This is a genomic window from Allobosea sp. P2_A10, from assembly GCF_056405115.1.
The window spans coordinates 56,835-83,322 of record NZ_JBFUCS010000005.1 but is presented as its reverse complement, the minus strand read 5'-3'; the positions used below and the strand labels follow the sequence as shown (position 1 = coordinate 83,322).

Below are 26,488 nucleotides of genomic sequence, written 5' to 3'. Positions count from 1 at the left end.
GAAACGTCAGCGACCGCATCGGCCCGCTGTCCGAAGGCAAGGGGGCGTGACGATCATGGCTGCGCATTGGGACTTCTGGATCGATCGTGGCGGCACCTTCACCGACGTGATCGGCCGCGAACCGACAGGCAAGCTTCACGCCAGAAAGCTTCTCTCGGAAAATCCGGGCGCCTATCGCGATGCGGCCGTGCAGGGCATTCGCGACCATCTCGGCCTCAAAATCGGCGAGCCGATCCCGGCCGGGCTCGTCGGCGAGGTCCGCATGGGCACGACGGTCGCGACCAACGCGCTGCTGGAGCGCAAGGGCGACCGCACGCTGCTCGTCACCACCAAAGGCTTCCGCGACGCGCTGCGCATCGGCTACCAGGCGCGGCCCGATATCTTCGCCAAGGAGATCATCAAGCCCGAGCAGCTCTACGACGCCGTGGTCGAGGTCGCCGAGCGCGTGCTGGCCGATGGCGAAGTCGAGATCGCACCCGACGAGACCACGATCCGCGCCGATCTCCAGACGCAGTTCGACGCCGGTTTTCGCGCGGTGGCGATCGTGTTCATGCATGCCTATCGCTATCCGGCCCATGAGCAGGTCGCGGCCAGGATCGCCCGCGAGATCGGCTTTCCGCAGGTCTCGGTCAGCCACGAGGTTTCGCCGCTGATCAAGCTGGTCGGGCGCGGCGACACCGCCGTGGTCGACGCCTACCTTTCGCCGATCCTCGGGCGCTATGTCGCGCAGGTCTCGGAAGAACTCGACATCGCCCGCACCGGTGCGCGGCTGATGTTCATGATGTCGTCGGGGGGCCTCACCGCCGCCGAGCTGTTCCAGGGCAAGGACGCGATCCTGTCCGGCCCCGCCGGAGGAGTCGTCGGGCTGGCCGAGACCGGGCGCTCGGCCGGCTTCGACAAGGTCATCGGCTTCGACATGGGCGGCACCTCGACCGATGTCGCGCATTTCGACGGCGAATACGAGCGCGCCTTCGAGACCGAGGTGGCGGGCGTCAGGATGCGCGCGCCGATGATGCTGATCCATACGGTCGCGGCCGGGGGGGGCTCGATCCTGCACTATGACGGCGCGCGCTTCCGGGTCGGCCCGGATTCTGCCGGCGCCAATCCCGGCCCGGCCGCTTATCGCCGTGGCGGCCCGCTCGCCGTGACCGACGCCAACGTCATGGTCGGCAAGCTGATCCCGGCCTATTTCCCGCCGATCTTCGGCGAAACCCGCGACCAGCCGCTCGATGTCGAGACGGTGCGCGCGAAATTCGCCACGCTGGCGGCCGAGGTCGGCGACGGGCGCTCGGCCGAGGAGGTCGCCGACGGCTTCATCCAGATCGCTGTCGCCAACATGGCCGAGGCGATCAAGAAGATTTCGGTCCAGCGCGGCTACGACATCACCCGCTATGCGCTGAACTCCTTCGGCGGCGCCGGCGGGCAGCATGCCTGCCTCGTCGCCGACGCGCTCGGCATCAAGACCGTGCTGCTGCATCCATTCTCGGGGCTGCTCTCGGCCTATGGCATGGGGCTCGCCGAAATCCGCTCGACGCGTACGGCGGCGCTCGACGTAACCCTCGATGCGCAGGCCAAGGCCGCCATCGACGGCGTCGCCGCAGGACTCGCCGCCGAAACGCGCAGGGAGTTGACCGGGCAGGGCGTGCCGGACAGCGAGATCGCGGTCTTCGTCCGCGCCCATGTCCGCTATGCCGGCACCGACACCGCGATTGCGGTCGCTGCCGGTTCGCGCGCCGAGATGCAGGCCGCCTTCCAGGCCGCGCACAAGGCGCGCTTCGGTTTCATGGACGAAACCAAGGCGCTGGTCGTCGAAGCTGTCGAGGTCGAGGCGGTCGGCGGCGGGGCGAAGTTCGAGGAGGCTTCCGCCGGCGAGCATGGCGGCGAGCCCGAGGTCGCCGAGCGCACGCGCTTCTTCGCCAAGGGTGGGTGGCATGATGCGGCGGTGGTGCGGCGCGCGGGCATCAGGCCCGGCCAGTCGATCGCCGGTCCGGCGATCATCATCGAGCCGAACCAGACCGTCGTGGTCGAGGAGGGCTGGAGCGCGAAACTTACGCCCAAGGACCATCTCGTCCTGATGCGGGTCAAGGCGCTGGTCCAGAACGCGGCGATCGGGACGAAGGCCGATCCGGTGATGCTCGAGATCTTCAACAACCTGTTCATGTCGATCGCCGAGCAGATGGGCGTGACGCTGCAGAACACGGCCTATTCGGTGAATATCAAGGAGCGGCTGGATTTCTCCTGCGCGGTGTTCGATCCCAAGGCCTCGCTCGTCGCGAATGCTCCGCATATGCCGGTGCATCTCGGCTCGATGGACAAATCCGTCGAGACCGTGATCGCCAACAACCCGGTAATCAAACCGGGCGACGTCTACTGCCTGAACGCGCCCTATAATGGCGGCACGCATCTGCCCGACATCACCGTCTGCACGCCGGTCTTCGACAGCGAAGACAGGGAGATCCTGTTCTGGGTCGCGAGCCGCGGCCACCACGCCGATGTCGGCGGCACCGCGCCGGGCTCGATGTCGCCGCTCGCCACCGTGATCGAGGAGGAGGGCGTCTATATCGACAACTTCAAGATCGTCGATCAGGGCCGCTTCCGCGAGGAGGAACTCGTCAAAATCCTGACCGGAGCGCGCTATCCGGTGCGCAACGTCGTCCAGAACGTCAACGACCTCAAGGCGCAGATCGCCGCCAACGAGAAGGGCGTCGCCGAACTCAGGAAGATGATCGGCTCCTTCGGGCTCGATGTCGTCCAGGCCTATATGGGCCATGTCCAGGACAATGCGGCCGAGAGCGTCGCGCGGCTTTTGACCAAGCTGCACGACGCCGAATTCACCTATCCGATGGACCAGGGCTGCGCGATCAAGGTCAGGATCACGATCGACCGCGAGAGGCGCGAGGCGACGGTGGATTTCACTGGCACATCGCCGCAGCGGCCCGACAATTTCAACGCGCCCGCCCCGGTGACGCGGGCCGCCGTGCTCTACGTCTTCCGCGTCATGGTCGACGACATGATCCCGATGAACGCCGGGTGCCTGCGGCCGATCAGGATCATCATCCCCGATGGCTCGATGCTCAGTCCGCGTTATCCCGCCGCCGTCGTCGCCGGCAATGTCGAGGTCAGCCAAGCCGTCACGAACACGCTGTTTGGAGCGCTGGAGGCGATGTCGGCCTCGCAGGGCACGATGAACAACCTGACCTTCGGCAACGACCAGTACCAGTATTACGAGACGATCTGCTCGGGTTCGCCGGCGGGGCCGGGCTTCAACGGCACGTCGGGCGTTCATGTCCACATGACGAATTCGCGCCTGACCGATCCGGAAATCCTGGAGACGCGTTTTCCCGTGGTGCTCGAGGATTTCCACATCCGGCCGGGCTCGGGCGGCAGGGGCGAGTGGTCGGCCGGCGACGGCACCTCGCGCACCATCCGCTTCCTGAAGACGATGGACTGCGCGATCCTCGCCTCGCATCGCAAGGTTCGGCCCTTCGGCGTGAAGGGCGGCGAGCCGGGGCAACTCGGCAAGACGACGGTGAGGCGGCTGTCTGGCGCGGTCGAGGAGCTGAAGCCGTCGGACCAGACGCTGCTTCAGGCCGGCGAGGCGGTGACGGTGATCACGCCGACGGCGGGCGGGTATGGAAAGGCGAGGGGATAAGGCTTAGCTCCAGTCTCCAACACGGAGACTTGCCATGCCCCAGACCTGGATGATCACTGGCGCCAATCGCGGCATCGGCCTTGCCATCACGATGGAACTGCTGCGGCGGGGTGACCATGTCGTCGCCGCCGCGCGCAATCCCTGGGGCGGGGCGCTGGCGGAACTCGCAGCCGAGCATCCAGCCGCGCTCGTTCCGGTGGAACTCGACGTCACCTCTGATGAGAGCGTCGCGGCGGCCAAGGCCGCGCTTGCCGGAAAGCCTATCGACGTGCTGCTCAACAATGCCGGCCTTTACGGTCCGCGCGACCGGCAATCGGCCTTCGACATGGATTTCGACGCATGGCGCGAGGTCTTCGAGGTCAATGTCTACGCGCCGCTGCGGGTGGCGCAGGCTTTCCTGCCGAATGTCGAGGCAAGCCCCGGCCGCAAGATCGCGACCATCACCAGCCGGATGGGCTCGATCGGCCAGAATCCGTCGGGCTCGATCGCCTATCGCTCGTCGAAAACGGCGGTGAACATGACCATGGTGCTGTTCGGCAACGCGGTCCGCGAGCGCAACGTCAGCGTGCTGCTGTTCCATCCCGGCTGGGTCCAGACCGACATGGGCGGTGGCGCGGCCGACATCGCGCCAAACGAGAGCGCGTCTGGCCTGATCGCCACCATCGATTCGTCCGGCATGGCGCAGACCAACAGCTTCCGGAACTGGAAGGGCGAGACGATCGTGTGGTGACCACAGCCTGCTGCCATATCGTGTCCAGGCGCCGGCCTAGCGTGCCGGAACCATCAGGCGAGCAGGAGACGGGCATGGCAGCGCAAGCTTTTCGCATCGCTCCGCTGACGCCCGGGCGCTGGCCCGATATCGAGGATCTCTTCGGGCCACAGGGTCCCTGCTATGGCTGCTGGTGCAACCATTTCCGCATGCCGCAGAAGCAGCGCATGCCCCTGCTCGGGGAGGGCGCGCGACGGCTGTTTGAGGAGCGCGTCGCGAAAGGCCCGCCGCCGGGCGTGCTCGCCTATGACGGCGACACGCCCGTCGGCTGGCTTCAGGTCGGCCCGCGCGCCGATATCCCCGAATGGAACAACCCGCGCCGGGCCTCGACGCCGCTGCCCGATGCGCCGGCCGACGACGAGCGCAACTGGGCGGCGTCCTGCTTCTTCGTGCGCAGGGGCTTTCGCGGCAAGGGCGTGACGGCGGCGCTCCTCGACGGCGCGATCGGTTTCGCCCGCGACAGGCGCGCTGCGCTGATCGAGGCCGCCCCGATGGACCACGAATTCAAGCGCAGTCCTGAAGGACTCTATGTCGGCCCCGAGCGGGTGTTCCTGCGGGCCGGCTTCATCGAGGTGGCGCGGCAGAAGCCGGGCCGGCCGCTGCTGCGCCTCGTGCTGTGAGCGCTGCCGCCCTGCGATGGATGCGGATGGACCAGAGCGTGCCGGTGGCCTAATCCTCGCGGCCCCAGATCGTCGAGGAAGCCCATCATGATCCGCATCACGCTTGCCGGCTGCACCGGCTGGGTCGGCAAGGCGCTCGTCGCCGCGATCACGGCCGCGCCCGACCTCGAACTCGTCGCCGGCGTCTCGCGCAATGCCGCCGGACGCGATCTCGGCGAGGCGGCCGGACAGCCGGCCAATGGCCTGCCAGTCTTCGCGACCATGGCCGAAGCCTTGTTCGTGCCGTCCGACGTCGTGATCGACTACACCAAGCCCGACAGCGTGAAGGGCAACGTCCTGGCCGCGATCGCCGGCGGGCGTCATGTCGTCGTCGGCGCGTCTGGCATGACCGGCGAAGACTATGCCGAGATCGACGAGGCGGCGAAGGCTGCCGGCGTGGGCGTGCTGGCCGCCGGCAATTTCTCGATCACCGCGACGCTGCTGCGGCGCTTTGCCCGCGAGGCGGTGAAATACGTCCCCGATGTCGAGATCATCGACTACGCCTCGCCCTCCAAGCCCGACACGCCGTCGGGCACCGGGCGCGAACTCGCCGAGACGCTCGGGGCCGAGCGCATGGCCGCGACCTCAAAGCCCGTCTCCGAACTCGGTGGCGTCAGGGAGACGCGTGGCGGGGCGATCGGCGCGCCGCATGCCGTGCAGGTACATTCCGTGCGGATGCCCGGCTTCGTCCTCTCCTGCGAGGCGGTGTTCGGCCTGCCCGACGAGCGGCTGGTGATCCGCCATGACGCCGGCACCTCGGCTGCGCCTTATGTCGGCGGCACCTTGCTGGCGGCGCGGCGGGTGTCCGACCAGACCGGCCTCAGGCGGGGCCTCGACAGCCTGATGGCGTGACGCGGCGCTTGCCTCGAAGCTGCGACTCGCGGCTTGGTGCGGCATGATGTTCATGCTTCTCCCCCGCCGATGAACTGGTCGCCGCAGCAGGACGCCGCCCTGTCGGCGGTTGCGCGCTGGCTTCAGTCGGGCGAGCCGCAGCTCTTCCGGCTGTTCGGCTATGCCGGCACCGGCAAGACCACGCTGGCGCGCCATATCGCCGAGGCCGTCGACGGCGATGTCGTGTTTGCCGCCTTCACCGGCAAGGCGGCTTTGGTGCTGCGCAACAAGGGCTGCACTGGGGCGCAGACGATCCATTCGCTGATCTACCGCTCGCGCGGCGTCGAGGAGGAGAGCCCGACCTTCGTGCTCAACCGCGAGAGCCTCGCCGCCAAGGCCAAGCTGATCATCATCGACGAATGCTCGATGGTCGACGAGGACCTTGGCAAGGATCTGCTCTCCTTCGGCACGCCAGTGCTGGTGCTGGGCGATCCGGCGCAGCTGCCGCCGGTCAAGGGCGGCGGTTTCTTTACCGAAGCCGAGCCCGACATCATGCTGACGGAGGTGCACCGGCAGGCCGCGGACAACCCGATCGTGCGGATGTCGATGATCGTGCGCGAGGGCGGCAGGCTCGATGTCGGCGATTACGGTCTGAGCCGGGTGATCCGGCGCTCGGAGGTCAATCCGGAACTGGTGATGGGCTGCGACCAGGTTCTGGTCGGGATGAACAAGACGCGGCGCAACTACAATGCCCGCATCCGGCAATTGATGGGCCATACCGCGACGGTGCCGGTGGCCGGCGAGAAGCTGGTCTGCCTGCGCAACGACAAGAGCAAGGGCCTGCTCAATGGCGGCTCCTGGATCGTGCAGGAGCTCAAGACCTCGAAGAAGGGCCTCGTCACCATGCGGGTGACGCCGGAGGACGACACGACGGCCAAGGCGGTCAAGGTTTCCGTGCTGCCGAACTTCTTCGACGGGACCGAGGACGAGGTGCCCTGGGAACTGCGCCGCCATACCGACGAATTCACTTTCGGCTACGCCTTGACCGTCCACAAGGCGCAAGGCTCGCAGTGGAACGACATCGTGCTGTTCGACGAGGCCTTCGCCTTTCGCGAGCACCGGGCGAGGTGGCTTTATACGGGGCTGACGCGGGCCGCCGAGACGATCACGGTGGTGATGTAGGGGGCGGGTTGGTCTCGGCGGGTCTGCTACGGGTCGGAAGCGAACGTTGCATTCACCGAGCAGCTCTAGTTTGGTGGCCCTCATACTCGACCATCGCATGAGGGCTAACTTTTGAATTGGCGCAACGTCCTCGGGATAATCGCATTCGCGGTCGTAGTCGTGCTGATCACCCTACTCATTTTGAACCCAACGAGCCTTGTAGCGCTCTTCATGGCTATCGGGATGCTGGCCGATCCCAAGAGTGCACTGTGACGGCAACGGGTCGGAAAGGGTCATTCGCTGGCGGGCTTCCCTATGTCGAAATCGACGCTGATGTGCTTTGCCCTGATATATCCAGCAACGCCGTAGCTAGTGTCAATCTGGAGTTCAAGATCATCGACGGATGCAAGATGACCGACCCATGGCAGTCGATCACTACGCAATGGAGCTCTGACGATGCGAAGGGCCAAGATAATATTGTCGTCGTTAAACCCCACCAATTCACAATCAACGACGTCCTTGATATTGAACCGCGCGACAAAGTCGCCTCTCGTTACGTATACGTTCTCGCTAAATTTCAAATCACGTATCAGTTTTTGCCAAAAATGGACAGTCAGAGTGCTTGTGCCTTTGCGTTTCAGATCGAGACCGAGCACGTATCCATCATGAAAAAGTGGGACTTCTCCGCAATAGCGGACCAATTCTGGGCCTCCGGGTACGTCGGCTATCAGCGTCGTCCAGGTGTCAGTCTCGCTCAACTCCGCCTCCAAAGACCGCTTGATCGAGTACACCGGCAAATGCGGACGGCCATTGCAAGGCGTGAGCGCAACGGGTCGCAATCGGACAGGCAGTGGGCTGCTTAAGGACCTCTGGGCGGGCCAACGATGACCTCGCATCCATTCAAGCCGCTCCACAGCCAGAAGCCAAAGCATCCAACGATGAACATGATCGGGTAGCCGACCCATTTCCGCTCGCGGGGTGTAAATTCTTGATTGCCGACTTCACTGGTCATCTTGACTGGTTGGAAATTCGGCTCCCAGCCCACTTTCGCAAAGACCAGCCCGACGACATCGAGACCCAAAGTGCCCCAGCCGAGAAAGACGAAGAATATCGCGCCGCCATAGGTGGCCCATGGGTTCCCGCCCGCGAAGAACGGATCTGAGGGATTGCATCCGCTCTTTACGACGAGGACTGCCGCAGCCAGAGCCGCGACAAGCGTTCCGAAAACGATCATATGTCGTAACCGCCTTGCCCCAGGCATACAGGCTCCACCGGTGCGATCGCTAATTCTCGTCCGTAGGGCTATCAGGCGGCAATGAATGTCGAGTTATTGCATTCGTTGGAAAGCGACACGATGTCCGCAATGGGTCGCGGCCGGACGTCACCGCATCTAGTCAATTGAACTGCGCGTGTCGCGCTCCGCCTCCTCTGTTGAGGAAAAGAGCCCTGACCTACCTTCGCCCGCATCGGTCCACCAGGAGTACAAACCGTTCTCGTCGTTCTCGTGCCGGAGCACCGCGTGTTCGTATCGGTAGAGGCCATCCGAGCGCTGAAACAGCCAGAAAAAACGCAAACCGTCCGCGCTTACGGTTTGTTTGACGAGTGTCTCGGAGTTATCTCGAATAAACGCCTCTCGCAGCCCGAGCAACGCACGGGCGGCCCGTACCACCCGTGTGGGTTTAGGCGACAGGCACATCATCTCAGTTTCAATCCGCGATAGATGGGCGGCAATCTCCGCCTCGAATACCGTAGAGTTCCGGATGAGCGGGAGAAGGTCGGGCACATAGCTGTCGTATTCGTCGTCGGGCAATTCCGCGTCGAACCCGATTGGGTTCCATATGTGGCGCAGGACCTGCCTCATATGCTGCGAAAGGCTGTTGTCGGAGGACTTCGTTGGTTCATCGCTCATAATCAGCTTATTTGACCGTGATCTGTGATGTCCGCAACGGGTCGAAAGCGACTGCGCGGCAATTCCGCCACTTGCCGCGCCCGTCCTCACAGCGCCTGCGACGTGGTTCCCTTGGCCACGATCGGGCCGGTCGGGCGGCCGGTTGGCGAGCCTGTCGCGTTTTCGATCGTGATCTCGAAGAGCTGGTCCTTGCCCAATGGCAACTGGTCGAGCTTCAGCCGAGTCGAGCGGGCGCTCTGGATGACGCCGACCGAGCGCGGGCCGACCGCGCGGTCCCACAATGTCCAGATCTCGAGCGCCTTGCCCTCGGGCACATGGATGTTCTGCAAGGGCACCATCTCGACGCGGCCGTCGGCGAATGTGTTGACGACGGCGGCGGCAATGCTCGCTTCGGTGAGCAGCACCGCGACCATGACCGGCTGGCGCTTGGCCCGGTCGAGCGCGCCGACGAGGCCGATCGCGAGCACGATCGCAGCCAAGGCGCCCGCGAGCGCCGCGCCGCGCCAGACAAACAGACTGTTCCACCATTCGACGAGGCGGCCCGGAGTGGCGGGAGACGGTCGTGGCGTCTGCCGGGACGGCATGGCCGTCGCCTCAGCCGCCTTGGCGCGCGCCGCGGTCCGGGCGATGCCGGCGATGTCACCCTCGATACGCGGCCAGAGACCGGGCGTCGGTGCGATGGGGGTGGCCGTTGCGTCGATCGCAGCCAGATGCGCGCGCCAGATCTCGACCGAGGCTGCGAGCTCGCGATCGGTCTCGAGCCGATGCACGAGAGCAACGAGATCGGACCCTTCCACCAGGCCGAGCACATATTCGCCGGCGAGCGCATCACGCTCATTGGGCGTCAGCGGCATGTCGGGAGAGGGGCTCATCCGAGGCACTCCTTGAGCGTGATCAGGGAACGCCGGATCCAGGATTTGACTGTTCCGATCGGCATTTTCAGCCTTCCCGCGATTTCGCCATGTGTCAGGCCCTGGACGAAGGCCAGAAGCACGATCCCGCGTTTCTCTTGCGGAAGCGTTTCCAGGCAGGCGCGCAACGCCTTGGCATCCGACAGCTTCAGCATGACCGTCTCGGGATCGTCCTCTTCGCTCGCCATTTCCTCGGCGACAGGTTCGTCACGTGTTTCCGTGCGCTTCTCGTCCCGCAGGATGGAAAGCGAACGGTTGCGCAGGATCGCGTAGATCCAGGTCAGGCCGCCGCCGCGCTCGGGATCGAACCGCGCCGCATGCCGCCAGATCAGGACGAAGGCGTCCTGCACGGCCTCCTCGGCCAGTGCACGACGCTTCAACAAACGCTGCGCCACACCAAGCATACGCGCCGACTCGGCATCGTAGATGCGCTTGAGCGCCAATTTATCGCCGGCGGCACAATCGAGCAGTGCGATTTCGATCTGCTTGGCCTTTGCCGGCGCCGTGGCGTCGCTCGCCATACTGGTCTCCATTGCTGGCGAAACCTCCTCGCGGACGTTTGCCAGCCTGTTGTTACACGCTTCCAATATCATCGGATGCACAGCAATTTTTTATTTTTTACGACGCATCCGCAAGCTTCGTCGCGTCGTTATCCCCCCGAGTGCCGCGGCGGCGACGCCGTCGAAAAGCACCGCACGAGATTAACCGGAGGATAACGGTATGAACTGCAACACCCGCATCGCGCTGATCGCCTCGACCATTCTGGGCGCCTCGCTCGCCGCCCCTCTCGCCGCCCAGGCCGGCACGCTGGCCGCGCTCAGCGGCGACGACACCCTGACGATGATCGACACCGGCACCCTGAAGGCGGGCAAGTCGATGAAGGTCTCCGGCGTCTCCGGCAAGATCGCCGGCATCGACGTGCGCCCCGCCGACGGCATGCTCTACGCGCTGACGGTCGACGGCACGATCTACACCGTCGACAAGGACGGCAAGGCCACGATGAAGTCCAAGATGGACAAGGTTCTGGCCGCCTCGACCCTGGCGACCGTCGATTTCAACCCGGTCGCCGACAGGCTGCGCGTGATCGGCGCCGATGGCACGAACTATCGCGTCAATGTCGATGACGGCAAGGTCGTGGTCGATGGCTCGCTGAAGTTCGCCGACACCGACATGCACAAGGGCGAGAAGCCCAACATCGTCGCCGGCGCCTACACCAATTCCGTCAAGGGCACGAAGGAGACCGCGCTCTTCGACATCGACGCCACGATCGGCGGGCTGATCAAGCAGGCTCCGCCGAATGACGGCGTGCTGGGCGCGGTCGGCAAGCTCGGCGTGACGGCAAAGGCATTGGCCTTCGATATCGAGACGGCTGCCGACGGGACGAATACCGGCTGGCTTCTGGCTGATGGCGCCCTGCACAAGGTCGACCTCGCCACCGGCAAGGCCTCGATGGTGGGAAAGATTACCGGGATGAGCGCGCCGGTGCGTGATGTCGCGGCGCTTCCGGCGTCGTAATCCAGGCTTGATCTGACCCACCTTTCGGGAGGGCCGCCGCCTCGCAAGAGGCGGCGGCCCTTTTTCCGTTCATGTCCGATTTGTAACTTTCTGTGCCGCTCCGGCTCGGGCTAGTCTTCGCGCAGCACCAGCGTATCCGGAGTCTTGGCCACCCTTGCGTCCCTTCACGCGGTGTGGTCGGGACGGATTGCAATCGGAGAGCCGCAGATGGCGAACCCTCCCGATCCGCGCGATGGCAGCGTCGGGCTCCAGCGCTTCGGCCTCGGCGTCAGGCTGGGGCAGCCGCAGTCGCTGCGCGAGGGTGCGCGCGATCTGCTGGTGGCGGAGGTCGAGCGGCGGGCAGTGGCGCAGCCGGCCAATCCGCCTTTTTCGGGCGCGGCCGAGATCGGCTCGGCGCTCTATGCTTTCGAGGACAGGCAGCGGACGGAGCGCGAGGCGCGTCGTGTCGCGTTGCAGGGGCAGGCGGCGCCGAGTGCGGGCATGCAGGGCGCCGCGGCACAGCCGCAGAACCAGATGACGCAGCCGGCCGCGCCCGCCAATGAGCCGCCGCTGCCCTTCAAGACCTATCGCGAGGAGGTTCTGGCGCGGGTCAATCTCGCGCTGGAAGCCGAGACCGGCTTCGGCGAGCGGCTGGTGCAGTTCTGGTCGAACCACTTCTGCATCGGTGCGACCAAGAGCAACATGACCCGCGTCATGGCCGGGGCCTTTGAGCGCGAGGCGATCCGCCCGCATGTGCTGGGCCGCTTCGAGGACATGCTGATCGCGGCCGAGAGCCATCCGGCGATGCTGGATTTCCTCGACAACCGGCTCTCGATCGGCCCGGCTTCGCCGGCCGGCAAACGGCGCGGACGCGGTCTGAACGAAAACCTCGCCCGCGAAATCCTCGAACTGCATACGCTTGGTGTGTCCGGCGGGTATGGCCAGGCCGACGTCACAAATCTCGCGCGCATCATCACCGGCTGGACCGTGGTCGGGCGCGAGGGCGTGCTCGGCTTTCCCGGCTCCTTCGCCTTCAACGCCAACCTGCACGAGCCCGGCCCGCAGCCGCTGCTCGGCAAGAGCTACGATCTGCCGGGCAAGGCGAAAGGGCTGGCGGCGCTGCGCGACCTGGCGCATCATCCCGCGACCGCCGATTTCATCGCGCTGAAGCTGGTACGGCATTTCGTGGCGGACATGCCGCCGTCCGCGCTGGTCGCGGATCTCGCAAGTGTTTTCCGCAAGACGGAAGGCGATCTCGCCGCCGTCTCGCGGGCGCTGCTGACCTCCGACCAGAGCTGGAACGCGCCCGCGACCAAAATGCGCTCGCCGCAGGAATTCCTGATCGCGGCCTATCGCGCGGCCGGCCACAAGCCGAATTTCGGCCAGATCATCGGCCCGCTCGGCGTGATGGGCCAGCCCTTCTGGCAGCCGGGCGGCCCCAATGGCTATCCCGACAGCAACGATGCCTGGGCTTCGGCCGAAGGCATCAAGACGCGCATCGACGTGGCCGCCGGCTGGGGCCGGCAGGCGGCCGGCAGCGTGCCCGATCCGCGCGCGCTGGCCGAGGAGATTCTCGGGCCGGCAATGTCGGCCGAGACGCGGCAGGCAGTGGCGCGCGCCGAGAGCAAGCCGCAGGCGCTGGCGCTGCTGCTGATGTCGCCCGAATTCCAGCGGAGGTGATGCCCCATGACTGATCACCGCAAGGCGGAGATCGACGACGATTGCGAGGCGATGACACCGTCGCGCCGTGCTGTCCTCGGGGTGGCGGGCGCGCTCTTCGCCTGGTCATTCGTGCCGAAATTCGCCTATGCGGCGGCCGGCAGCCGCGATCCGCGCTTCCTGCTGGTCGTATTGCGCGGCGCGCTCGACGGGCTCTCGGCCGTGCCGCCGATCGGCGATCCCGACTATGCGGGTTTGCGCGAGGGCATCGCGCTGACGAAGGATGGGCCGGATGCCGCGCTGCCGCTGGACGGCTTCTTCTACCTCCATCCGGCCATGCCCAATCTGGCGCGGCTCTATGCGTCGGGGCAGGCGTCGATCGTCCACGCTGCTGCGACCGGCTATCGCGAGCGCTCGCATTTCGATGGGCAGGACGTGCTCGAGAGCGGGCAGAACGGGCCGGGTCATACCGGGAGCGGCTGGCTCAACCGGCTGATCGCGAGCCTGCCGCCAGGCGAGGGCGTATCGCGGCGCGGTGTGCTGGGCGTCGGCGTCGTGCCGCCGCTGGTGGTGCGGGGTGAGGCTCCGGTGCTGGGCTGGGCGCCGCCGCGCATGGCGCGCGCCGGCTCCGATCTGGTGCAGCGCCTGTCGGATCTCTATGGCCAGCGCGATCCGGGGCTGGCGCTTGCCCTGAAGCAGGCGATCGAGACCGAGGGCATCGCGACGCGGCGCGGCATGAGCGCGGAGGCGCGCGGCGGCCAGGGGCCCGACAGCGCGGAGGGCATGCGGCGCATCGCCGAAGGCGCGGCCGGGCTGGTCGGCGCCGATGACGGCCCGCGCATCGCCGCGCTCGCCTTCGAGGGCTGGGACACCCACGCCAATGAGGGCGGCGCGAGGGGCCGGCTGGCGCAGTTGCTCGGCGGTCTCGACGGCGCGCTCGCCGCCTTCGAGACAGGGCTAGCGCCGGTCTGGAAGGATACGGTGGTGATGGTCGTGACGGAGTTCGGCCGGACGGCGCAGGTCAACGGCACTGTCGGCACCGATCACGGCACCGGCACCGTCGCCTTCCTGGTGGGAGGCGCGGTCAAGGGCGGGCGGATCATCGCCGACTGGCCGGGCCTCAAGCCCGAACAACTCCACGAGAAGCGCGATCTCAGGCCGACGACGGACATCCGCAGCGTCGCCAAGGGTGTGGTGTCCGAGCTGTTTGGGTTGTCGGGGCCGGTGCTGGCGGAAAAGGTTTTTCCAGGCACGACCGGGCTTGGGCCGATGCAGGGGCTGGTGGGGTAAACCCTTCTCCCCTCGGGGGAGAAGGTGGCAGCGCGAAGCGCTGACGGATGAGGGAAGAGCCTCGCCCGAAACAAGAAAAGGGCCGCATGCGCGACCCTTCCCTCATCCGCCTCACTTCGTTCGGCACCTTCTCCCCCGAGGGGAGAAGGAAACTCAAGCCCACGCCCTCTGCTTCAGCTTCTCCTCGAAGGCCGCGATCTTGGGCGCCTTCTCCATGGTCAGGCCGATGTCGTCGAGGCCGTTGATCAGGCAGTGCTTGCGGAAGGGGTCGATCTCGAAGGTGACTTTGCCGCCGTCTGGGCCGGTGATCTCCTGGCTGGCCAGATCGACCGTCAGCGTCGCGTTCGAGCCGCGGTCGGCGTCGTCGAACAGCTTCTCCAGATCCTCGGCCGAGACCACGATCGGCAGAATGCCGTTCTTGAAGCAGTTATTGTAGAAGATGTCGGCGAAGGACGTCGAAATCACGCAGCGTATGCCAAAATCGAGCAGCGCCCAGGGCGCATGCTCGCGCGACGAACCACAGCCGAAATTGGCGCCGGCGACCAGAATCTCCGATTTGCGATACGMGGGCTGGTTCAGCACGAAGTCCGGGTTTTCCGAGCCGTCCTCGTTGTAGCGCATCTCCGCGAACAGCGCGGTGCCCAAGCCCGTGCGCTTGATCGTCTTGAGGAACTGCTTGGGGATGATCATGTCGGTGTCGACATTGATCACCTTCAGCGGCGCGGGCGTCGAGGTCAGGGTGGTGAAGGGCTGCATGGCGGAAACTCCGATCGGTCTTTTCTGCTAGGATATCGTGGTGCGAAGGGCAACGCGCCTCAGAACTGCGCGGTCAGGAGCTTGAAGCTGGCGAAGGCGAAGAAGGCCGCGAGACAGGCCTCGGCCCGCCGGCGGATGCGGCGATAGCCGGTAATCATCGCCGGCGTCGAGAACAGCACGGCGTAGATCTGGTTGATCGACAGCGAGATCAGCATGCAGCCGAGGACGATCGCATAAACCACCACCGCCGGCGTGTCGGGCCGCAGGCCGAGCGCGATGATCGCGGTCCAGCTCAGGATCGCCTTGGGATTGGTGAGATGCATCAGATAGCCGCGCAGGACGATGCGGTGTCCGGCGACGGCGGCTTTCGGCGGCGGCATCTCGGCCTGCATCGCCGAGCGGGCCGAGCGCCAGGCCAGGAACAGCAGGTAGACCCCGCCGACGATCTTGATGGCATAGAGCGCCCCGGGATGGGCCACGATCACGGCGGAGACGCCGAGTGCGGCGAGAATGCCCCAGGTGAGGGAGCCGGCGGTGACGCCGAGCGCCAGCGTCCGGCCCGCCCGCCGGCCATGCTCCATCGCCGTGGCCATCACGGCGAGGTTGCTGGGGCCGGGGCTGGCGATCGCGAGCACGAACGCGGAATAGACCAGCGCAAGGTCGGGCCAATGGCGGATGAGTTCGTCGATCATTGCCCAAGATCCGCCTGTGTTTCGATCGCGTCCATATCCTCGTCGGAAAAGCCGAAATGGTGGCCGATCTCGTGGACCAGCACATGGGTGACGATGTGGCCGAGGCTCTCGTCGTTCTCGGCCCAGTAGTCGAGGATCGGGCGGCGATAGAGATGGATGGTGTTGGGCATCTGGCCGGTCTGCGGCGCATAGCCCTGCTGGGGCAGACCGACGCCCGAAAACAGCCCGAGGATGTCGAAAGGGCTCTCGGCCTCCAGCTCCTTCAGCACATCGTCCTCGGGAAATTCGGTCACGTTGAAGATCACGTCGGCGCATAAGGCGCGGAATTCATCCGGCAGTCGGTCGAACGCGGTCTGCGCCATGACCTCGAATTCGGCGACGGAGGGGGCCTTCGCCTCGTCCCAGGTAAACGTCGCGCCGGCATGCGACGAGGCGGAGGACTGTGACGACGCCGAGGACTCGGCGCTGGCCGTCGCCGTCGCGCTGATCCGCGGGACGCTGCCCATCACCAGATCTTCAGCTGATGGCCGAGCCAGAAGGCCAGCGCGATGACGCCGAGCAGCGACAGCGAGCGGCCGATGCGCCGGCCCAGGATCTCGATCCTGTCGTCGGGCGGCGCATCCTTGCCGGCGAAATGGTCGGCGGCGCGCGCCATCGACGAGCCGAGAAAGCTCTCGCTGTCGCGCTTGACGCGGTCGAGCGCATCCTTTGCCTCGGCGGCGCGGGCGGCTTCGCGGGGGTCGTTCATTTCACGACGCCCGGAGCAGCCCAACCCATCAGCAGGCCCTTGACGCTGAGATCTTCGTCGATGTCCGGCCAGTGAATTCCGTAGCCGGCACCGGCAAGTTGCCAGTTGGCGCGCTCCGCCGGGGTCGCGTTCAGAAGGCGCGGATACCAACGGATCGGCACGGACAGCTCTCTGCCATCCGTCAGATCGACAGTGAGCCGGTCGTTGGTGCAGCGCACGGATTGCACGCGCGCTTCAATCAGAAGCTCTTCCGCAGTGCTCATGCCAAACCTCCAGGCAACGGTCGCGATTGTTTCGGACGAGGCGCTCGATGTCACGAAGCTCATGCCGCGAAAAGCCGATCTGGCTCGCCAGCCGGAACGGTTCGAGCCAGAATTTAGCCGTTTCCATATCACGGTCGACATGAACATGTGCTGGCTCGCGACAGTCATGACTCACGAAATAGACACGGTACGGGCCAAATTTCAGAATCGTCGGCACCGGCGTCGCTCGTTCTTCAGCCGCGACGCCGATCCCTTTGCCTCAGCCCAGCGTCCTGACGTCGACGAACCGGCCCGCCAGCGCGGCGGCGGCAGCCATCGTCGGCGAGACCAGATGCGTGCGGCCCTTGAAACCCTGGCGACCCTCGAAATTGCGGTTCGAGGTCGAGGCGGCGCGCTGGCCGGGCTTCAACTGGTCGGGGTTCATCGCCAGACACATCGAGCAGCCGGGCTCGCGCCATTCGAAGCCCGCCGCGAGGAAGATCTTGTCCAGCCCCTCCTCCTCGGCCTGCTGCTTCACCAGCCCGGAGCCGGGAACGATCATCGCGTAGTCGAGCGAGGTCGCGATGGTCTTGCCCTCGACGATCCTGGCGACGGCGCGCAGGTCTTCGATGCGGCCATTGGTGCAGGAGCCGATCCAGATCACGTCGAGCGGGATGTCGGTCATCTTCGTGCCGGCGGTCAGGCCCATATAGTCGAGCGCGCGCTGCTTTGAGGTGCGCTTGGTCTCATCAGTGATCAAGGCGGGGTCGGGCACGCTTCCCGCGACCGAAATCACGTCCTCGGGGCTCGTACCCCAGGAGACGATCGGCGGCAGGTTGTTGGCGTCGAGCCTGACGATGCGGTCGAAATGCGCGCCCTCGTCGGTCCGCAGCGTCTCCCAGTAGCGCATGGCGGCATCCCAGGCCGCGCCCTTGGGCGCCTTGGGCCGGCCGTCGAGATAGGCATAGGCCTTCTCGTCGGGCGCGACCATGCCGGCGCGGGCGCCGCCCTCGATCGACATGTTGCACAGCGTCATGCGGCCCTCCATCGAGAGCGCGCGAATGGCGTCGCCGGCATATTCGATGACCGAGCCGGTGCCGCCGGCCGTGCCGGTTTCGCCGATGATCGCGAGCGTGATGTCCTTGGCGGTGACGCCCTTCGCGAGCGTGCCGTCCACCTGGACGAGCATGTTCTTCGCTTTCTTCTGGATCAGCGTCTGGGTTGCGAGCACATGCTCGACCTCCGAGGTGCCGATGCCATGGGCGAGTGCTCCAAAAGCGCCATGCGTCGAGGTGTGGCTGTCGCCGCAGACGATGGTGGTTCCGGGCAGGGTAAAGCCCTGTTCGGGGCCGATGATGTGGACGATGCCCTGGCGGATATCGAGCTCGTCGAAATATTCGATGCCGAAATCCCTGGCGTTCTTCGCCAGCGCCTCGACCTGGATGCGGCTTTCCTCCTCCGCGATGCCTTTGGAGCGGTCGGTGGTGGGGATGTTGTGGTCGACGACGGCGAGCGTCTTTTCCGGCGCATGGACCTTGCGGCCGGTCATGCGCAGGCCCTCGAAGGCCTGCGGGCTCGTGACCTCGTGGACGAGATGGCGGTCGATATAAAGCAGGCAGGTGCCGTCTTCCTGCCGGTCGACGATATGGTCGTCGAAGATTTTGTCGTAGAGCGTGCGCGGAGTGCTGGGCGATGTCATGGCAAGGGTTCCGTGTGAACGGCTAAAATTTGTCCGGACATACTGGGATGTCGAACAGGGACGACGTCAATCTGTCATCGCCTGGCGCCGGTGACGGCCAGCGTCAGGCGCGGCTAAGGCCTGCGGCGATCGAGGCCGTAAAAACGTCCGAAGAAGCGCCAGGGCAGGCGGGCATGGTCGTGCAAAGCCGCAAATCCCTGCGTCGTTGGCATGCGGCGCAGGTTCACCTCGCGGCGAACGATGCGGCGGCTGCCGTCAGCGACATGTCGGGCTCTGGTCATAACGCGGTTCTAACAGTTCCAGACTGCGTCGGCAACGAAGCCGACGCCGGGCAGGGCAGCAGAAAACGAAGGGCGGAAAGGGGCTGTCCAGCGCCCGTTCTGCGCGCGTGCGTCGCGCCGTGCCGGCTGCTATGCAGTGCTTGTGAAGGCGGCGCGGGCTTGCGCTGGCAACGGACGGGTGACGAGATGCTGCGGTTCTTTCCCTTCATGGTGGTGGCGGCTCTCGCCTACGCCATCGCCATTTCCGCCATGGGCCTGCCGCTCGGGCGCGAACTCGTTGGCTTTACACTGCCGTCGGGCGCGCGCTTCACCCTGACCGTCAGCGAACTCCTGCTGGCGATCGCGACGATCGTCCTGTTCTTCGAGGTCATGAACGCCGCCAGCGCGAAATCGAACTCGATCCTCAATCACGGGCTTTCGATGCTGGTGTTCATCGCCTGCTTCGTCGGCTTCCTGCTGATACCGGGCTTTGGCACCGGCACCTTCCTGATCATCACGCTGATGTGCCTGGTCGATGTCGTCGCGGGTTACTCGATCAGCATCCTGACGGCGCGCCGGGACATGACCTTCGGCAATCAGGAGTAGGCAGGCTGTTGCCGGCCAGGGTTTTTGCCGCGCCTGCGTCTGCGTCACCCCGGACAAGCCGCGCAGGGGCGCTGATCCGGGATCCATCATAAGATTCGATGGCGCTCTACGGTGGGTCCCCGATCTCCGCTTGGCTGCGTCGGGGATGACGGCGCGCTTTATGACGAATGCCGAAGCCAATAAAAAACGCGGCCCCGAAGGACCGCGTCTGAAACTCCCTCGCGGCTGAAGCCGAAAGCTTATTTGCCGGCGGTCTTGGCGGCCTTGGGCGGACGGGCTTCGACGCGCTCGGCGATGCGGGCCGACTTGCCGCGACGATCGCGCAGGTAATACAGCTTGGCGCGGCGGACCTTGCCCTTGCGGATGACCTTGATCGAATCGAGGTTGGGCGAAAACAGCGGGAAGACGCGCTCGACGCCCTCGCCATAGCTGATCTTGCGGACGGTGAAGCTCTGGTTCAGGCCGCCGCCATTGCGGGCGATGCAGACGCCTTCATAGGCCTGGACACGGCTGCGCTCGCCTTCCTTGACCTTGACGTTGACCTGTACGGTGTCGCCGGGCTGGAAATGCGGGATTTCCTTGCCTGCGCTGAGCTTTGCGACCTGCTCGGCGTCGAGTTGTTCGATGATGTTCACGGGGGTATCTCCAAATCGCCGTTGTCGCGCTTGGTCGCGCGGGCGTTACGGCACGCTGTTTTCAGTTGAGTGCCCGGGCCTTACATGAGGATCGCGGCTTTGTCGAGCGCCTGCGCCGGCAGAACGAGGCTTGGCCTGCGTTCTTGCGACAGGCATATGGTCGGCCCAAGAATACCAGCATCAGCCCAGGGTCGAAACCATGCCTGAAATCTCCCCAAAAATCGCCCTCGTCACCGGCGCCGCGCGCGGCATCGGGCTCGCCACTGTAAAACTCTTCCTCTCCGAGGGCTGGCATGTCGCGCTGCTCGACATCGAGGGTGAAGTGCTGGCGCAGGCCGTGGCGGAGATCGCGCGGCCCGACGCGACGCTGGCGCTGACCTGCGACGTGTCCGACCCCGCCGCGATCACGGCCGCCTTCGCCGCGCTGATGCAGCGCTTCGGGCGGCTCGACGCGCTGGTCAACAATGCCGGCACCGCCGTATTCAAGCCGCTGCTGGAGACCACCCTTGAGGAGTGGAACCGGGTCATGGCGGTGAACCTGACCGGGCCGTTCCTGCTGGCGCAGGGCGCGGCCCCCCTGATGGCCGACAATGGCGGCGGCGCGATCGTCAACATCACCTCGATCTCGGGCCTGCGCGCCTCGACGCTGCGGGTCGCCTACGGCACCTCGAAGGCGGCGCTGGCCCATCTCACCAAGCAGCAGGCGGCGGAACTCGCCAGCTTGAGCATCCGCGTCAACGCGGTCGCGCCCGGCCCGGTCGACACCGCCATGGCCAAGGCGGTGCACTCGGCCGAGATCCGAGCCGACTACCGCGACGCCATCCCGCTCGCCCGCTACGGGCTGGAGGAGGAACTGGCGCAGGCGATCGTCTTCCTGTGCAGCGACAAGGCGAGCTACATCACCGGGCAGGTGCTGGCGGTCGATGGCGGGTTCGATGCGGTCGGGATTGGGCTGGCGACGCTGCGGGGTGAGCGAAGGAACAGGTAGGTCTGTTTTCGACGCATGATGACTGATAGAGCGAGGCGCGGGCTGCCATTCGACTCGCCGAGACGTTAGCGCCTCATGCCCCCCTTCGAAGGCGAGCGTCAGTCGCCTCCGATTGTCTGCCTGCGCACACTTCTCTAACAATCGCCAACGACCACAGAGACAGAGTCTGCCCCTTTCAAGTGGTCATCGCCTGGCCAACAGAAACACTCGGCGACATGCGACATGAAGAAGGTGAGCTTTTGACAATGCGCGATGCCGCTATCGCGTTCCTTGAGAGCCTTCAGCGCTACGAACTCGCGATGCTGATGCGCGAGTGCACCATTGAAGTCGTCGATTTGGAGAGTTCCGGTTATTTCGGGCGAGTGCGTACTCGCGAAGTCGTATTCTGGGCTCCTCCGCCGGTGGACGAGGCGTTGAATGGCCTGCCCGATTTCGATCGGAAGCGTTTGGTCGAGGCTGTAGCAACGGTGGAGACGAGCCTGGCGCCTGGCGAAGATATCATCGTGAAGCGCAGCACGGACCGCAAGTGCTCTGCATCGGCTGAGATACTCAGCGATCTCATCATCCACCGCGCCATGATGAAATCGGTGGCAACCGGAGGCGCTCGTATCCAAGAGGTTGACGACTACTATAAAGCTAGAGAGTTCAGGCTGAAGAGCTCGATCTCACCAGAATTGTCGTATGACAATCCCTATCCGAGCCTTTGGGATTGGTACAGCCACTGGAGCCAAGAGCTTCCCCATTACTCACAGCGTCGGCAAGCTGTGGATCGCCTCTTCGGGCGCGTTATCGAAGCTATAGCGCGTCGACCCAAAATAACGGTGCCGCAGCGTGACGAAACTGGATGGGAACGTGTCGACCGCGCGTTGAGCAAAGCACGGCAAATGCTCGAACGCGCTACGGCTGAAGAAGATTTTCAGGCCATAGGATTGTTATGTCGCGAAGTCACGATCTCTCTCGCGCAAGCAGTCTACGACCCTGTGGGGCACCCATCAGTGGACGGGATCGTCATTGGGCCTGCAGATGCAAACCGAATGCTCGATGCATTCTTCGCTGTTGAGTTTCACGGCTCCAGCGAAAAAGAGGTCCGAGCTCATGCAAGGGCTTCACTCGCATTATCGCTAAATCTTCAGCATAGGCGCACAGCTACCCGAACTCTTGCGGCTCTGTGCCTTGAGGCAACATCCTCAACGGTCGCTGTGGTGTCGATCACCGCCCGCGACGCAGCCACTGCGCCGTCCACTCCCGATCCCTAGCCGGCTCGCCCTCCCGCCGCCTTCCGTACCACCGCGCACAATCCCCCTTGCGCCCCGCCGCCAACGGCGCGAACCTCCCTTCAACGACCCTCTTCGACGGCCGCCCGACCCTGTCGGGCCTGAGCGACCGCCGCCACTCCGGCGTGGGCAGTTTCCATGCGCGTTCGCCGGTCTTCAAGCCGCGTCGGAGCCCGAGGCCTGAGGCCTCTCGTCCCCTTCGCGGCAGCACCCGAAGGAGGAAGCCATGGCTGCGACATCCCGGATCGAAGGAACCGCGAACGGCGTCAGAGGCAGGGGGCCGCGATGCATCGCGATCGTCGGCCCCTTCCAGAGCGGCAAGACCACGCTGCTCGAAAGCATCGTCGAACGCTGCGGCGGCCTCTCGCGCGCAGGGTCGGTCAGGGGCGGCAATAGCGTCGGCGACGCCGCGCCGGAGGCCCGCGCGCACCAGATGAGCACCGAGCCGAACGTGGCGTCGGTCGAGTTTTTGGGCGAGCGCTTCCAGTTCATCGACTGCCCCGGCTCCGTCGAATTCCTGCACGAGATGCGCCATGTCCTGCCGGTGGTGGACGCCGCGATCGTGGTCTGCGAGGCCGATGACAGGAAGGCGCCGGCGCTCGAACTCGTGCTGCGCGAACTGGAGGAAGCCGACATCCCGCGCTTCCTGTTCCTGAACAAGATCGACACCGCTGCGCGCCGCGTGCGCGACACGCTCGGCATCCTGCAGCGGGCGTCGCGCACGCCGCTGCTGCTGCGCCAGATCCCGATCTGGCAGAAGGGCATCGCGGTCGGCTTCATCGACCTCGCGCTGGAGCGCGCCTTCATCTACCGCGAGCACGCGCCCAGCGAGATCGTGCCGCTCGGCGGCGACGAGGCCGGCCGCGAGAAGGAGGCCCGCTTCTCGATGCTAGAGCGCCTCTCCGACCATGACGACGCGCTGATGGAGGATCTGTTGGGCGATATGGAGCCGCCGCGCGACCGCATCTTCGACGATCTCGCGCGCGAATTGCAGGACCGCCATGTCGTGCCGGTGCTGATCGGTTCAGCCGAGCGCGGCAACGGCGTGACGCGGTTGCTCAAGGCACTCCGGCATGAGGCGCCGGGCCTCGCCGAATCGCGCGGACGCATCGGCGTCGTCGCCGAGGGCGCTCCGCTCGCGCAGGTGATGAAGACCTGGCATTCCAGCCATGGCGGCAAGCTCTCGCTGTCCCGCGTGCTGCGCGGACGCCTGGCCGAGGGCGACATCGTCACATCCTCGGCCGGCGTCGAGGCGCGGATCGCCGGCGTGCTCTCGCTGCAGGGCGCGGAGCAGACCCGCAAGCCTACGGCCGAAGAAGGCGAGATCGCCGCCTTCGCGCGGCTCGACGGCGTTGCGACCGGCGACGCTTTGGCGCTTGGCAAGGCGCGCGCCGGCCTCGTCACGTCGATTGCGCCGCCCGAAGCCGTGCATGCGCTCGCGCTCTGCGTGAAGGACCGCAAGGACGATGTCCGCCTCGCCTCGGCGCTGACGCGGTTGACCGAGGAGGATGGCGCGCTCTCGGTCGCCCATCTGCCGGAACTCGGCGAGATCAGGCTCTCGGGCCAGGGCGAGATGCATCTGCGCGTGACGCTGGAGCGGCTTGCGGGCCGCTATGGCGTTGCGGTCGAGGCCCGCCCGCCGCAGATCGGCCATCGCGAAAGCATCCGGGCCAGGGCCAGCGCGCGCGGGCGGCACCGCAAGCAGAGCGGCGGCCATGGCCAGTATGGCGATGTCGTGCTGGAGGTGGCGGCGCTGCCGCGCGGGGAGGGCATCCGCTTCGTCGACAGGATCGTCGGCGGGGCCGTTCCCCGGCAGTACATCTCATCGGTCGAGGCCGGAATCCGCGATTTCTGCCAGAGCGGGCAGCTCGGCTTTCCGCTGGTCGACATCGAGGTGACGCTCACGGACGGCACCTACCATACCGTCGATTCCTCAGACATGGCCTTTCGCCAGGCGGCGCGGATCGCGATGGCCGAGGCCGTGCCGCAGGCAAAGCCGGTGCTGCTGGAGCCGGTCCTGATGGTCGAGGTGCTGATCCCTTCCGACGCGATGTCGCGGGCGTCGGCGATCGTCTCGAGCCGGCGCGGGCAGATCCTCGGCTATGATTCGCGGCCGGGCTGGCGCGGCTGGGACCAGATCAACGCGCTGATCCCGGAAGCGGAGATGGGCGGGCTGATCGTCGAACTGCGCTCCGCCACGGCCGGCGTCGGCACGTTCAGCGCGCGCTTCGACCATCTCGCCGAGCTGGCCGGCAGGCCGGCCGAGGCCATCGTCACCGCCCATGCGCAGGGGCTGGCCCTGGCCCAGAATCGGTAGAGGTGGCGTCACGCGAAAGGTTCATATATAAACCTTTTGTCGCATCCGATCGGGCGGGCGCTTGCGCCCGCCCGATCTGTTCCGCACTGTAGCGCTACGAAAAAGCATCGGCACACCCGCGCAAGCGGGTGAAAGCCGGCGGGACGGGAGGAACGTCATGACCACGACCAACGCCGCTTCGGCGAAGCCGGACCCGCGCCCATGGCTGGCGCATTATCCGGCCGCCGTGCCGCCGGAGCTCGACCCGGCCAAGGTCGGCACGCTCGCCGATCTGATCCGCATGGCCTGCACGACCTATGCGACGCGGCCGGCTTTCGAATCCTTCGGCAAGACGATCAGCTTCGCCGAGACCGGCCGCGCCGCGCAGGCCTTCGCGGCCTGGCTGCAGGCGCAGGGCTTCCAGAAGGGCGATCGCATCGCGCTGATGATGCCCAATATCCTGGCCTATCCGGCCACGATCTTCGGCGCGCTGATCGGCGGCTTCACCGTGGTCAACGTCAACCCGCTCTATACGGCGCGCGAGTTGACGCATCAGCTCAACGATTCCGGCGCGCGCGCTCTCGTGGTGATCGAGAACTTCGCCCATGTCGTCGAGGAGGCGAAGCCCAACCTGAAGCTGGAGGCGATCGTCATCGCCACCGCCGGCGACCTGATGGGGTTCAAGGGCACAATCGTCAATTTCGTCGCGCGCAAGATCAAGAAGGTGGTGAAGCCGTTCAACCTGCCAGGCTCGTTCGCGCTCAAGACCATCCTGGCTGGACCGTCCGCGATGGCGCCGGTGACGGTGACGCTGGATGACGTCGCCTTCCTGCAATATACCGGTGGGACGACCGGCGTCGCCAAGGGCGCGACGCTGACGCATCGCAACGTATCGTCCAATGTCGAGCAATGCGTGCTCTGGCTCGGCTGGGCGCTGGAGCCGCCGCTGGGGCGTTCCGACTATCAGCACGTCATGGTCACGGCGCTGCCGCTCTACCATATCTTCGCGCTGACCTGCTGCTGCATGTTCATGCTGCGCATCGGCGCCAAAGGGCTGCTGATCGCCAATCCGCGCGACATCGCCGGCTTCGTCAAGACGCTGAAATCGAGCCGGATCACGCTCTTCTCCGGCGTCAACACGCTCTACAATGCGCTTGCCAACCATCCGGAGATGAAGGACGTCGACGTCTCCGAACTGCGTTTCGCGGTCGCCGGCGGCATGGCGACGCAGGCCGCCGTCGCCAAGCGCTGGAAGGACGTGACGGGCAAGCCGATCGTCGAGGGCTACGGCCTGTCGGAAACCTCGCCGGTGGCCTCGATCAACCGGCCCGATATCTCCGAATTCTCCGGCACGATCGGCTATCCGCTGCCCTCGACCGATTTCGCCATCCGCGACGCGGAAGGGCATGACATGCCCGTCGGCGAACCCGGCGAGATCTGCATTCGCGGCCCGCAGGTCATGGCCGGCTACTGGAACCGCCCCGACGAGACCGAGAAGGTGATGACGCAGGACGGCTTCTTCCGCTCGGGCGATGTCGGCGTGCTCCTGCCCGACGGGCAGGTCAAGATCGTCGACCGGATGAAGGACATGGTCCTGGTCTCGGGCTTCAACGTCTATCCCAACGAGGTCGAGGATGTTCTGGCGGCCCATCCCGGCGTGCTGGAGGCAGCCGTGATCGGCCTGCCCGACGAGCATTCCGGCGAGGCCGTCACCGCTTTCGTGGTCAGGAAGGACGATAGCCTGACGGCTGAGTCGCTGCGCACCTTCTGCAAGGACAGTCTGACGGGCTACAAGGTGCCCAAACAGATCATCTTCCGCGACGCTCTGCCCAAGACGAATGTCGGCAAGGTGCTGCGCCGCGCGCTGCGCGAGGAGGTGGCCGCGCAGAAATGAGAGACGGCGCGGCTTGCCGCATCCCAGGGGCGTGGCTAGCCTGCCGCTGGCGTGCGTCGGCTT

General features: G+C 65.7%; 26 protein-coding genes. 13 read left to right on the top strand and 13 right to left on the bottom strand.

Translation table 11 applies throughout. The features are described 5' to 3' along the window. The first annotated feature begins 55 nt into the window (after positions 1–55). The 5 genes from AC1DZY_RS09365 (at position 56) to AC1DZY_RS09345 (ending at position 7,093) form a co-directional block, all read left to right on the top strand. Positions 56–3,652, top strand: coding sequence for a hydantoinase B/oxoprolinase family protein (locus AC1DZY_RS09365; protein WP_476820029.1), 3,597 nt, complete (start codon positions 56–58; stop codon positions 3,650–3,652). 34 nt (positions 3,653–3,686) lie between these two features. Next, the gene (locus tag AC1DZY_RS09360; protein WP_476819836.1) at positions 3,687–4,382 is read left to right on the top strand and encodes an SDR family oxidoreductase; all 696 of its coding nucleotides are present in this window, start codon (positions 3,687–3,689) and stop codon (positions 4,380–4,382) included. A gap of 74 nt (positions 4,383–4,456) precedes the next feature. Further along, positions 4,457–5,041, top strand: coding sequence for a GNAT family N-acetyltransferase (locus AC1DZY_RS09355; RefSeq protein ID WP_476819835.1), 585 nt, complete (start codon positions 4,457–4,459; stop codon positions 5,039–5,041). Positions 5,042–5,128: 87 nt separating this feature from the next. Then, positions 5,129–5,932 carry a 4-hydroxy-tetrahydrodipicolinate reductase gene (gene dapB / locus AC1DZY_RS09350; RefSeq protein ID WP_476819834.1) on the top strand — a complete coding sequence of 268 codons (804 nt, stop codon included), beginning with the start codon at positions 5,129–5,131 and terminating at the stop codon, positions 5,930–5,932. A gap of 69 nt (positions 5,933–6,001) precedes the next feature. Further along, positions 6,002–7,093 (top strand): ATP-dependent DNA helicase, encoded by a 1,092-nt coding sequence (locus tag AC1DZY_RS09345; RefSeq protein ID WP_476819833.1) that lies wholly within the window; start codon positions 6,002–6,004, stop codon positions 7,091–7,093. A 272-nt stretch (positions 7,094–7,365) separates the two neighbouring features. Here AC1DZY_RS09345 and AC1DZY_RS09340 read toward each other — a convergent pair whose 3' ends face one another. From AC1DZY_RS09340 to AC1DZY_RS09320, 5 genes are all read right to left on the bottom strand, one after another. After that, positions 7,366–7,830 carry a hypothetical protein gene (locus AC1DZY_RS09340; protein WP_476819832.1) on the bottom strand — a complete coding sequence of 155 codons (465 nt, stop codon included), beginning with the start codon at positions 7,828–7,830 and terminating at the stop codon, positions 7,366–7,368. Positions 7,831–7,931: 101 nt separating this feature from the next. Further along, the gene (locus tag AC1DZY_RS09335; protein WP_476819831.1) at positions 7,932–8,306 is read right to left on the bottom strand and encodes a hypothetical protein; all 375 of its coding nucleotides are present in this window, start codon (positions 8,304–8,306) and stop codon (positions 7,932–7,934) included. Positions 8,307–8,462: 156 nt separating this feature from the next. Then, positions 8,463–8,981 carry a hypothetical protein gene (locus AC1DZY_RS09330; protein ID WP_476819830.1) on the bottom strand — a complete coding sequence of 173 codons (519 nt, stop codon included), beginning with the start codon at positions 8,979–8,981 and terminating at the stop codon, positions 8,463–8,465. Between the two features lie 86 nt (positions 8,982–9,067). Then, positions 9,068–9,853 carry an anti-sigma factor gene (locus AC1DZY_RS09325; protein WP_476819829.1) on the bottom strand — a complete coding sequence of 262 codons (786 nt, stop codon included), beginning with the start codon at positions 9,851–9,853 and terminating at the stop codon, positions 9,068–9,070. Next, positions 9,850–10,413 carry a sigma-70 family RNA polymerase sigma factor gene (locus AC1DZY_RS09320; protein ID WP_476819828.1) on the bottom strand — a complete coding sequence of 188 codons (564 nt, stop codon included), beginning with the start codon at positions 10,411–10,413 and terminating at the stop codon, positions 9,850–9,852. The genes AC1DZY_RS09325 and AC1DZY_RS09320 overlap by 4 nt, the downstream gene beginning before the upstream one ends. 199 nt (positions 10,414–10,612) lie before the next feature. Between AC1DZY_RS09320 and AC1DZY_RS09315 the strand changes: the two genes are divergently transcribed. The 3 genes from AC1DZY_RS09315 (at position 10,613) to AC1DZY_RS09305 (ending at position 14,335) form a co-directional block, all read left to right on the top strand. After that, entirely contained in the window at positions 10,613–11,407 is a 795-nt protein-coding gene (locus AC1DZY_RS09315; protein ID WP_476819827.1) for a DUF4394 domain-containing protein, read from the top strand. A gap of 207 nt (positions 11,408–11,614) precedes the next feature. Continuing rightward, positions 11,615–13,066, top strand: a complete 1,452-nt coding sequence (locus tag AC1DZY_RS09310; RefSeq protein ID WP_476819826.1) for a DUF1800 domain-containing protein — start codon at positions 11,615–11,617, stop codon at positions 13,064–13,066. Between the two features lie 6 nt (positions 13,067–13,072). Beyond that, positions 13,073–14,335: a DUF1501 domain-containing protein gene (locus AC1DZY_RS09305; RefSeq protein ID WP_476819825.1), complete on the top strand. Its 1,263-nt coding sequence runs from the start codon at positions 13,073–13,075 to the stop codon at positions 14,333–14,335. Between the two features lie 153 nt (positions 14,336–14,488). Here the strand turns inward: AC1DZY_RS09305 and leuD are convergent, their stop codons facing one another. The 7 genes from leuD to leuC all read right to left on the bottom strand — a co-directional run bounded on the left by leuD (position 14,489) and on the right by leuC (position 18,472). Next, positions 14,489–15,091 carry a 3-isopropylmalate dehydratase small subunit gene (gene leuD / locus AC1DZY_RS09300; RefSeq protein WP_476819824.1) on the bottom strand — a complete coding sequence of 201 codons (603 nt, stop codon included), beginning with the start codon at positions 15,089–15,091 and terminating at the stop codon, positions 14,489–14,491. Positions 15,092–15,150: 59 nt separating this feature from the next. After that, positions 15,151–15,783, bottom strand: coding sequence for a LysE family translocator (locus AC1DZY_RS09295; protein ID WP_476819823.1), 633 nt, complete (start codon positions 15,781–15,783; stop codon positions 15,151–15,153). After that, on the bottom strand, positions 15,780–16,145 hold the full coding sequence (locus tag AC1DZY_RS09290; protein WP_476820028.1) for a metallopeptidase family protein: 366 nt from the start codon (positions 16,143–16,145) through the stop codon (positions 15,780–15,782). The genes AC1DZY_RS09295 and AC1DZY_RS09290 overlap by 4 nt, the downstream gene beginning before the upstream one ends. 143 nt (positions 16,146–16,288) lie before the next feature. Then, on the bottom strand, positions 16,289–16,531 hold the full coding sequence (locus AC1DZY_RS09285; protein ID WP_476819822.1) for a hypothetical protein: 243 nt from the start codon (positions 16,529–16,531) through the stop codon (positions 16,289–16,291). Further along, complete coding sequence (locus AC1DZY_RS09280) at positions 16,528–16,794, bottom strand: DUF2442 domain-containing protein (protein ID WP_476819821.1); 267 nt, start codon at positions 16,792–16,794, stop codon at positions 16,528–16,530. Before AC1DZY_RS09280 ends, AC1DZY_RS09285 begins: the two co-directional genes overlap by 4 nt. After that, positions 16,766–16,969, bottom strand: coding sequence for a DUF4160 domain-containing protein (locus AC1DZY_RS09275; RefSeq protein WP_476820027.1), 204 nt, complete (start codon positions 16,967–16,969; stop codon positions 16,766–16,768). The genes AC1DZY_RS09280 and AC1DZY_RS09275 overlap by 29 nt, the downstream gene beginning before the upstream one ends. A gap of 84 nt (positions 16,970–17,053) precedes the next feature. Then, entirely contained in the window at positions 17,054–18,472 is a 1,419-nt protein-coding gene (gene leuC, locus AC1DZY_RS09270; RefSeq protein WP_476819820.1) for a 3-isopropylmalate dehydratase large subunit, read from the bottom strand. A gap of 467 nt (positions 18,473–18,939) precedes the next feature. Here leuC and AC1DZY_RS09265 point away from each other — a divergent pair, with 467 nt between their 5' ends. After that, positions 18,940–19,338, top strand: coding sequence for a hypothetical protein (locus AC1DZY_RS09265; protein ID WP_476819819.1), 399 nt, complete (start codon positions 18,940–18,942; stop codon positions 19,336–19,338). Positions 19,339–19,577: 239 nt separating this feature from the next. Here the strand turns inward: AC1DZY_RS09265 and rplS are convergent, their stop codons facing one another. After that, complete coding sequence (gene rplS, locus AC1DZY_RS09260) at positions 19,578–19,973, bottom strand: 50S ribosomal protein L19 (protein WP_476819818.1); 396 nt, start codon at positions 19,971–19,973, stop codon at positions 19,578–19,580. Positions 19,974–20,172: 199 nt separating this feature from the next. Between rplS and AC1DZY_RS09255 the strand changes: the two genes are divergently transcribed. The 4 genes from AC1DZY_RS09255 to AC1DZY_RS09240 all read left to right on the top strand — a co-directional run bounded on the left by AC1DZY_RS09255 (position 20,173) and on the right by AC1DZY_RS09240 (position 26,425). Then, positions 20,173–20,961 (top strand): SDR family NAD(P)-dependent oxidoreductase, encoded by a 789-nt coding sequence (locus AC1DZY_RS09255; protein ID WP_476819817.1) that lies wholly within the window; start codon positions 20,173–20,175, stop codon positions 20,959–20,961. 179 nt (positions 20,962–21,140) lie between these two features. Next, a complete protein-coding gene (locus AC1DZY_RS09250) occupies positions 21,141–22,217 on the top strand; it encodes a hypothetical protein (protein ID WP_476819816.1) in 1,077 nt (358 codons plus the stop codon). A 244-nt stretch (positions 22,218–22,461) separates the two neighbouring features. Beyond that, complete coding sequence (locus AC1DZY_RS09245) at positions 22,462–24,552, top strand: elongation factor G (RefSeq protein WP_476819815.1); 2,091 nt, start codon at positions 22,462–22,464, stop codon at positions 24,550–24,552. Between the two features lie 157 nt (positions 24,553–24,709). Further along, positions 24,710–26,425 carry an AMP-binding protein gene (locus AC1DZY_RS09240; RefSeq protein WP_476819814.1) on the top strand — a complete coding sequence of 572 codons (1,716 nt, stop codon included), beginning with the start codon at positions 24,710–24,712 and terminating at the stop codon, positions 26,423–26,425. Positions 26,426–26,488: the final 63 nt, after the last annotated feature.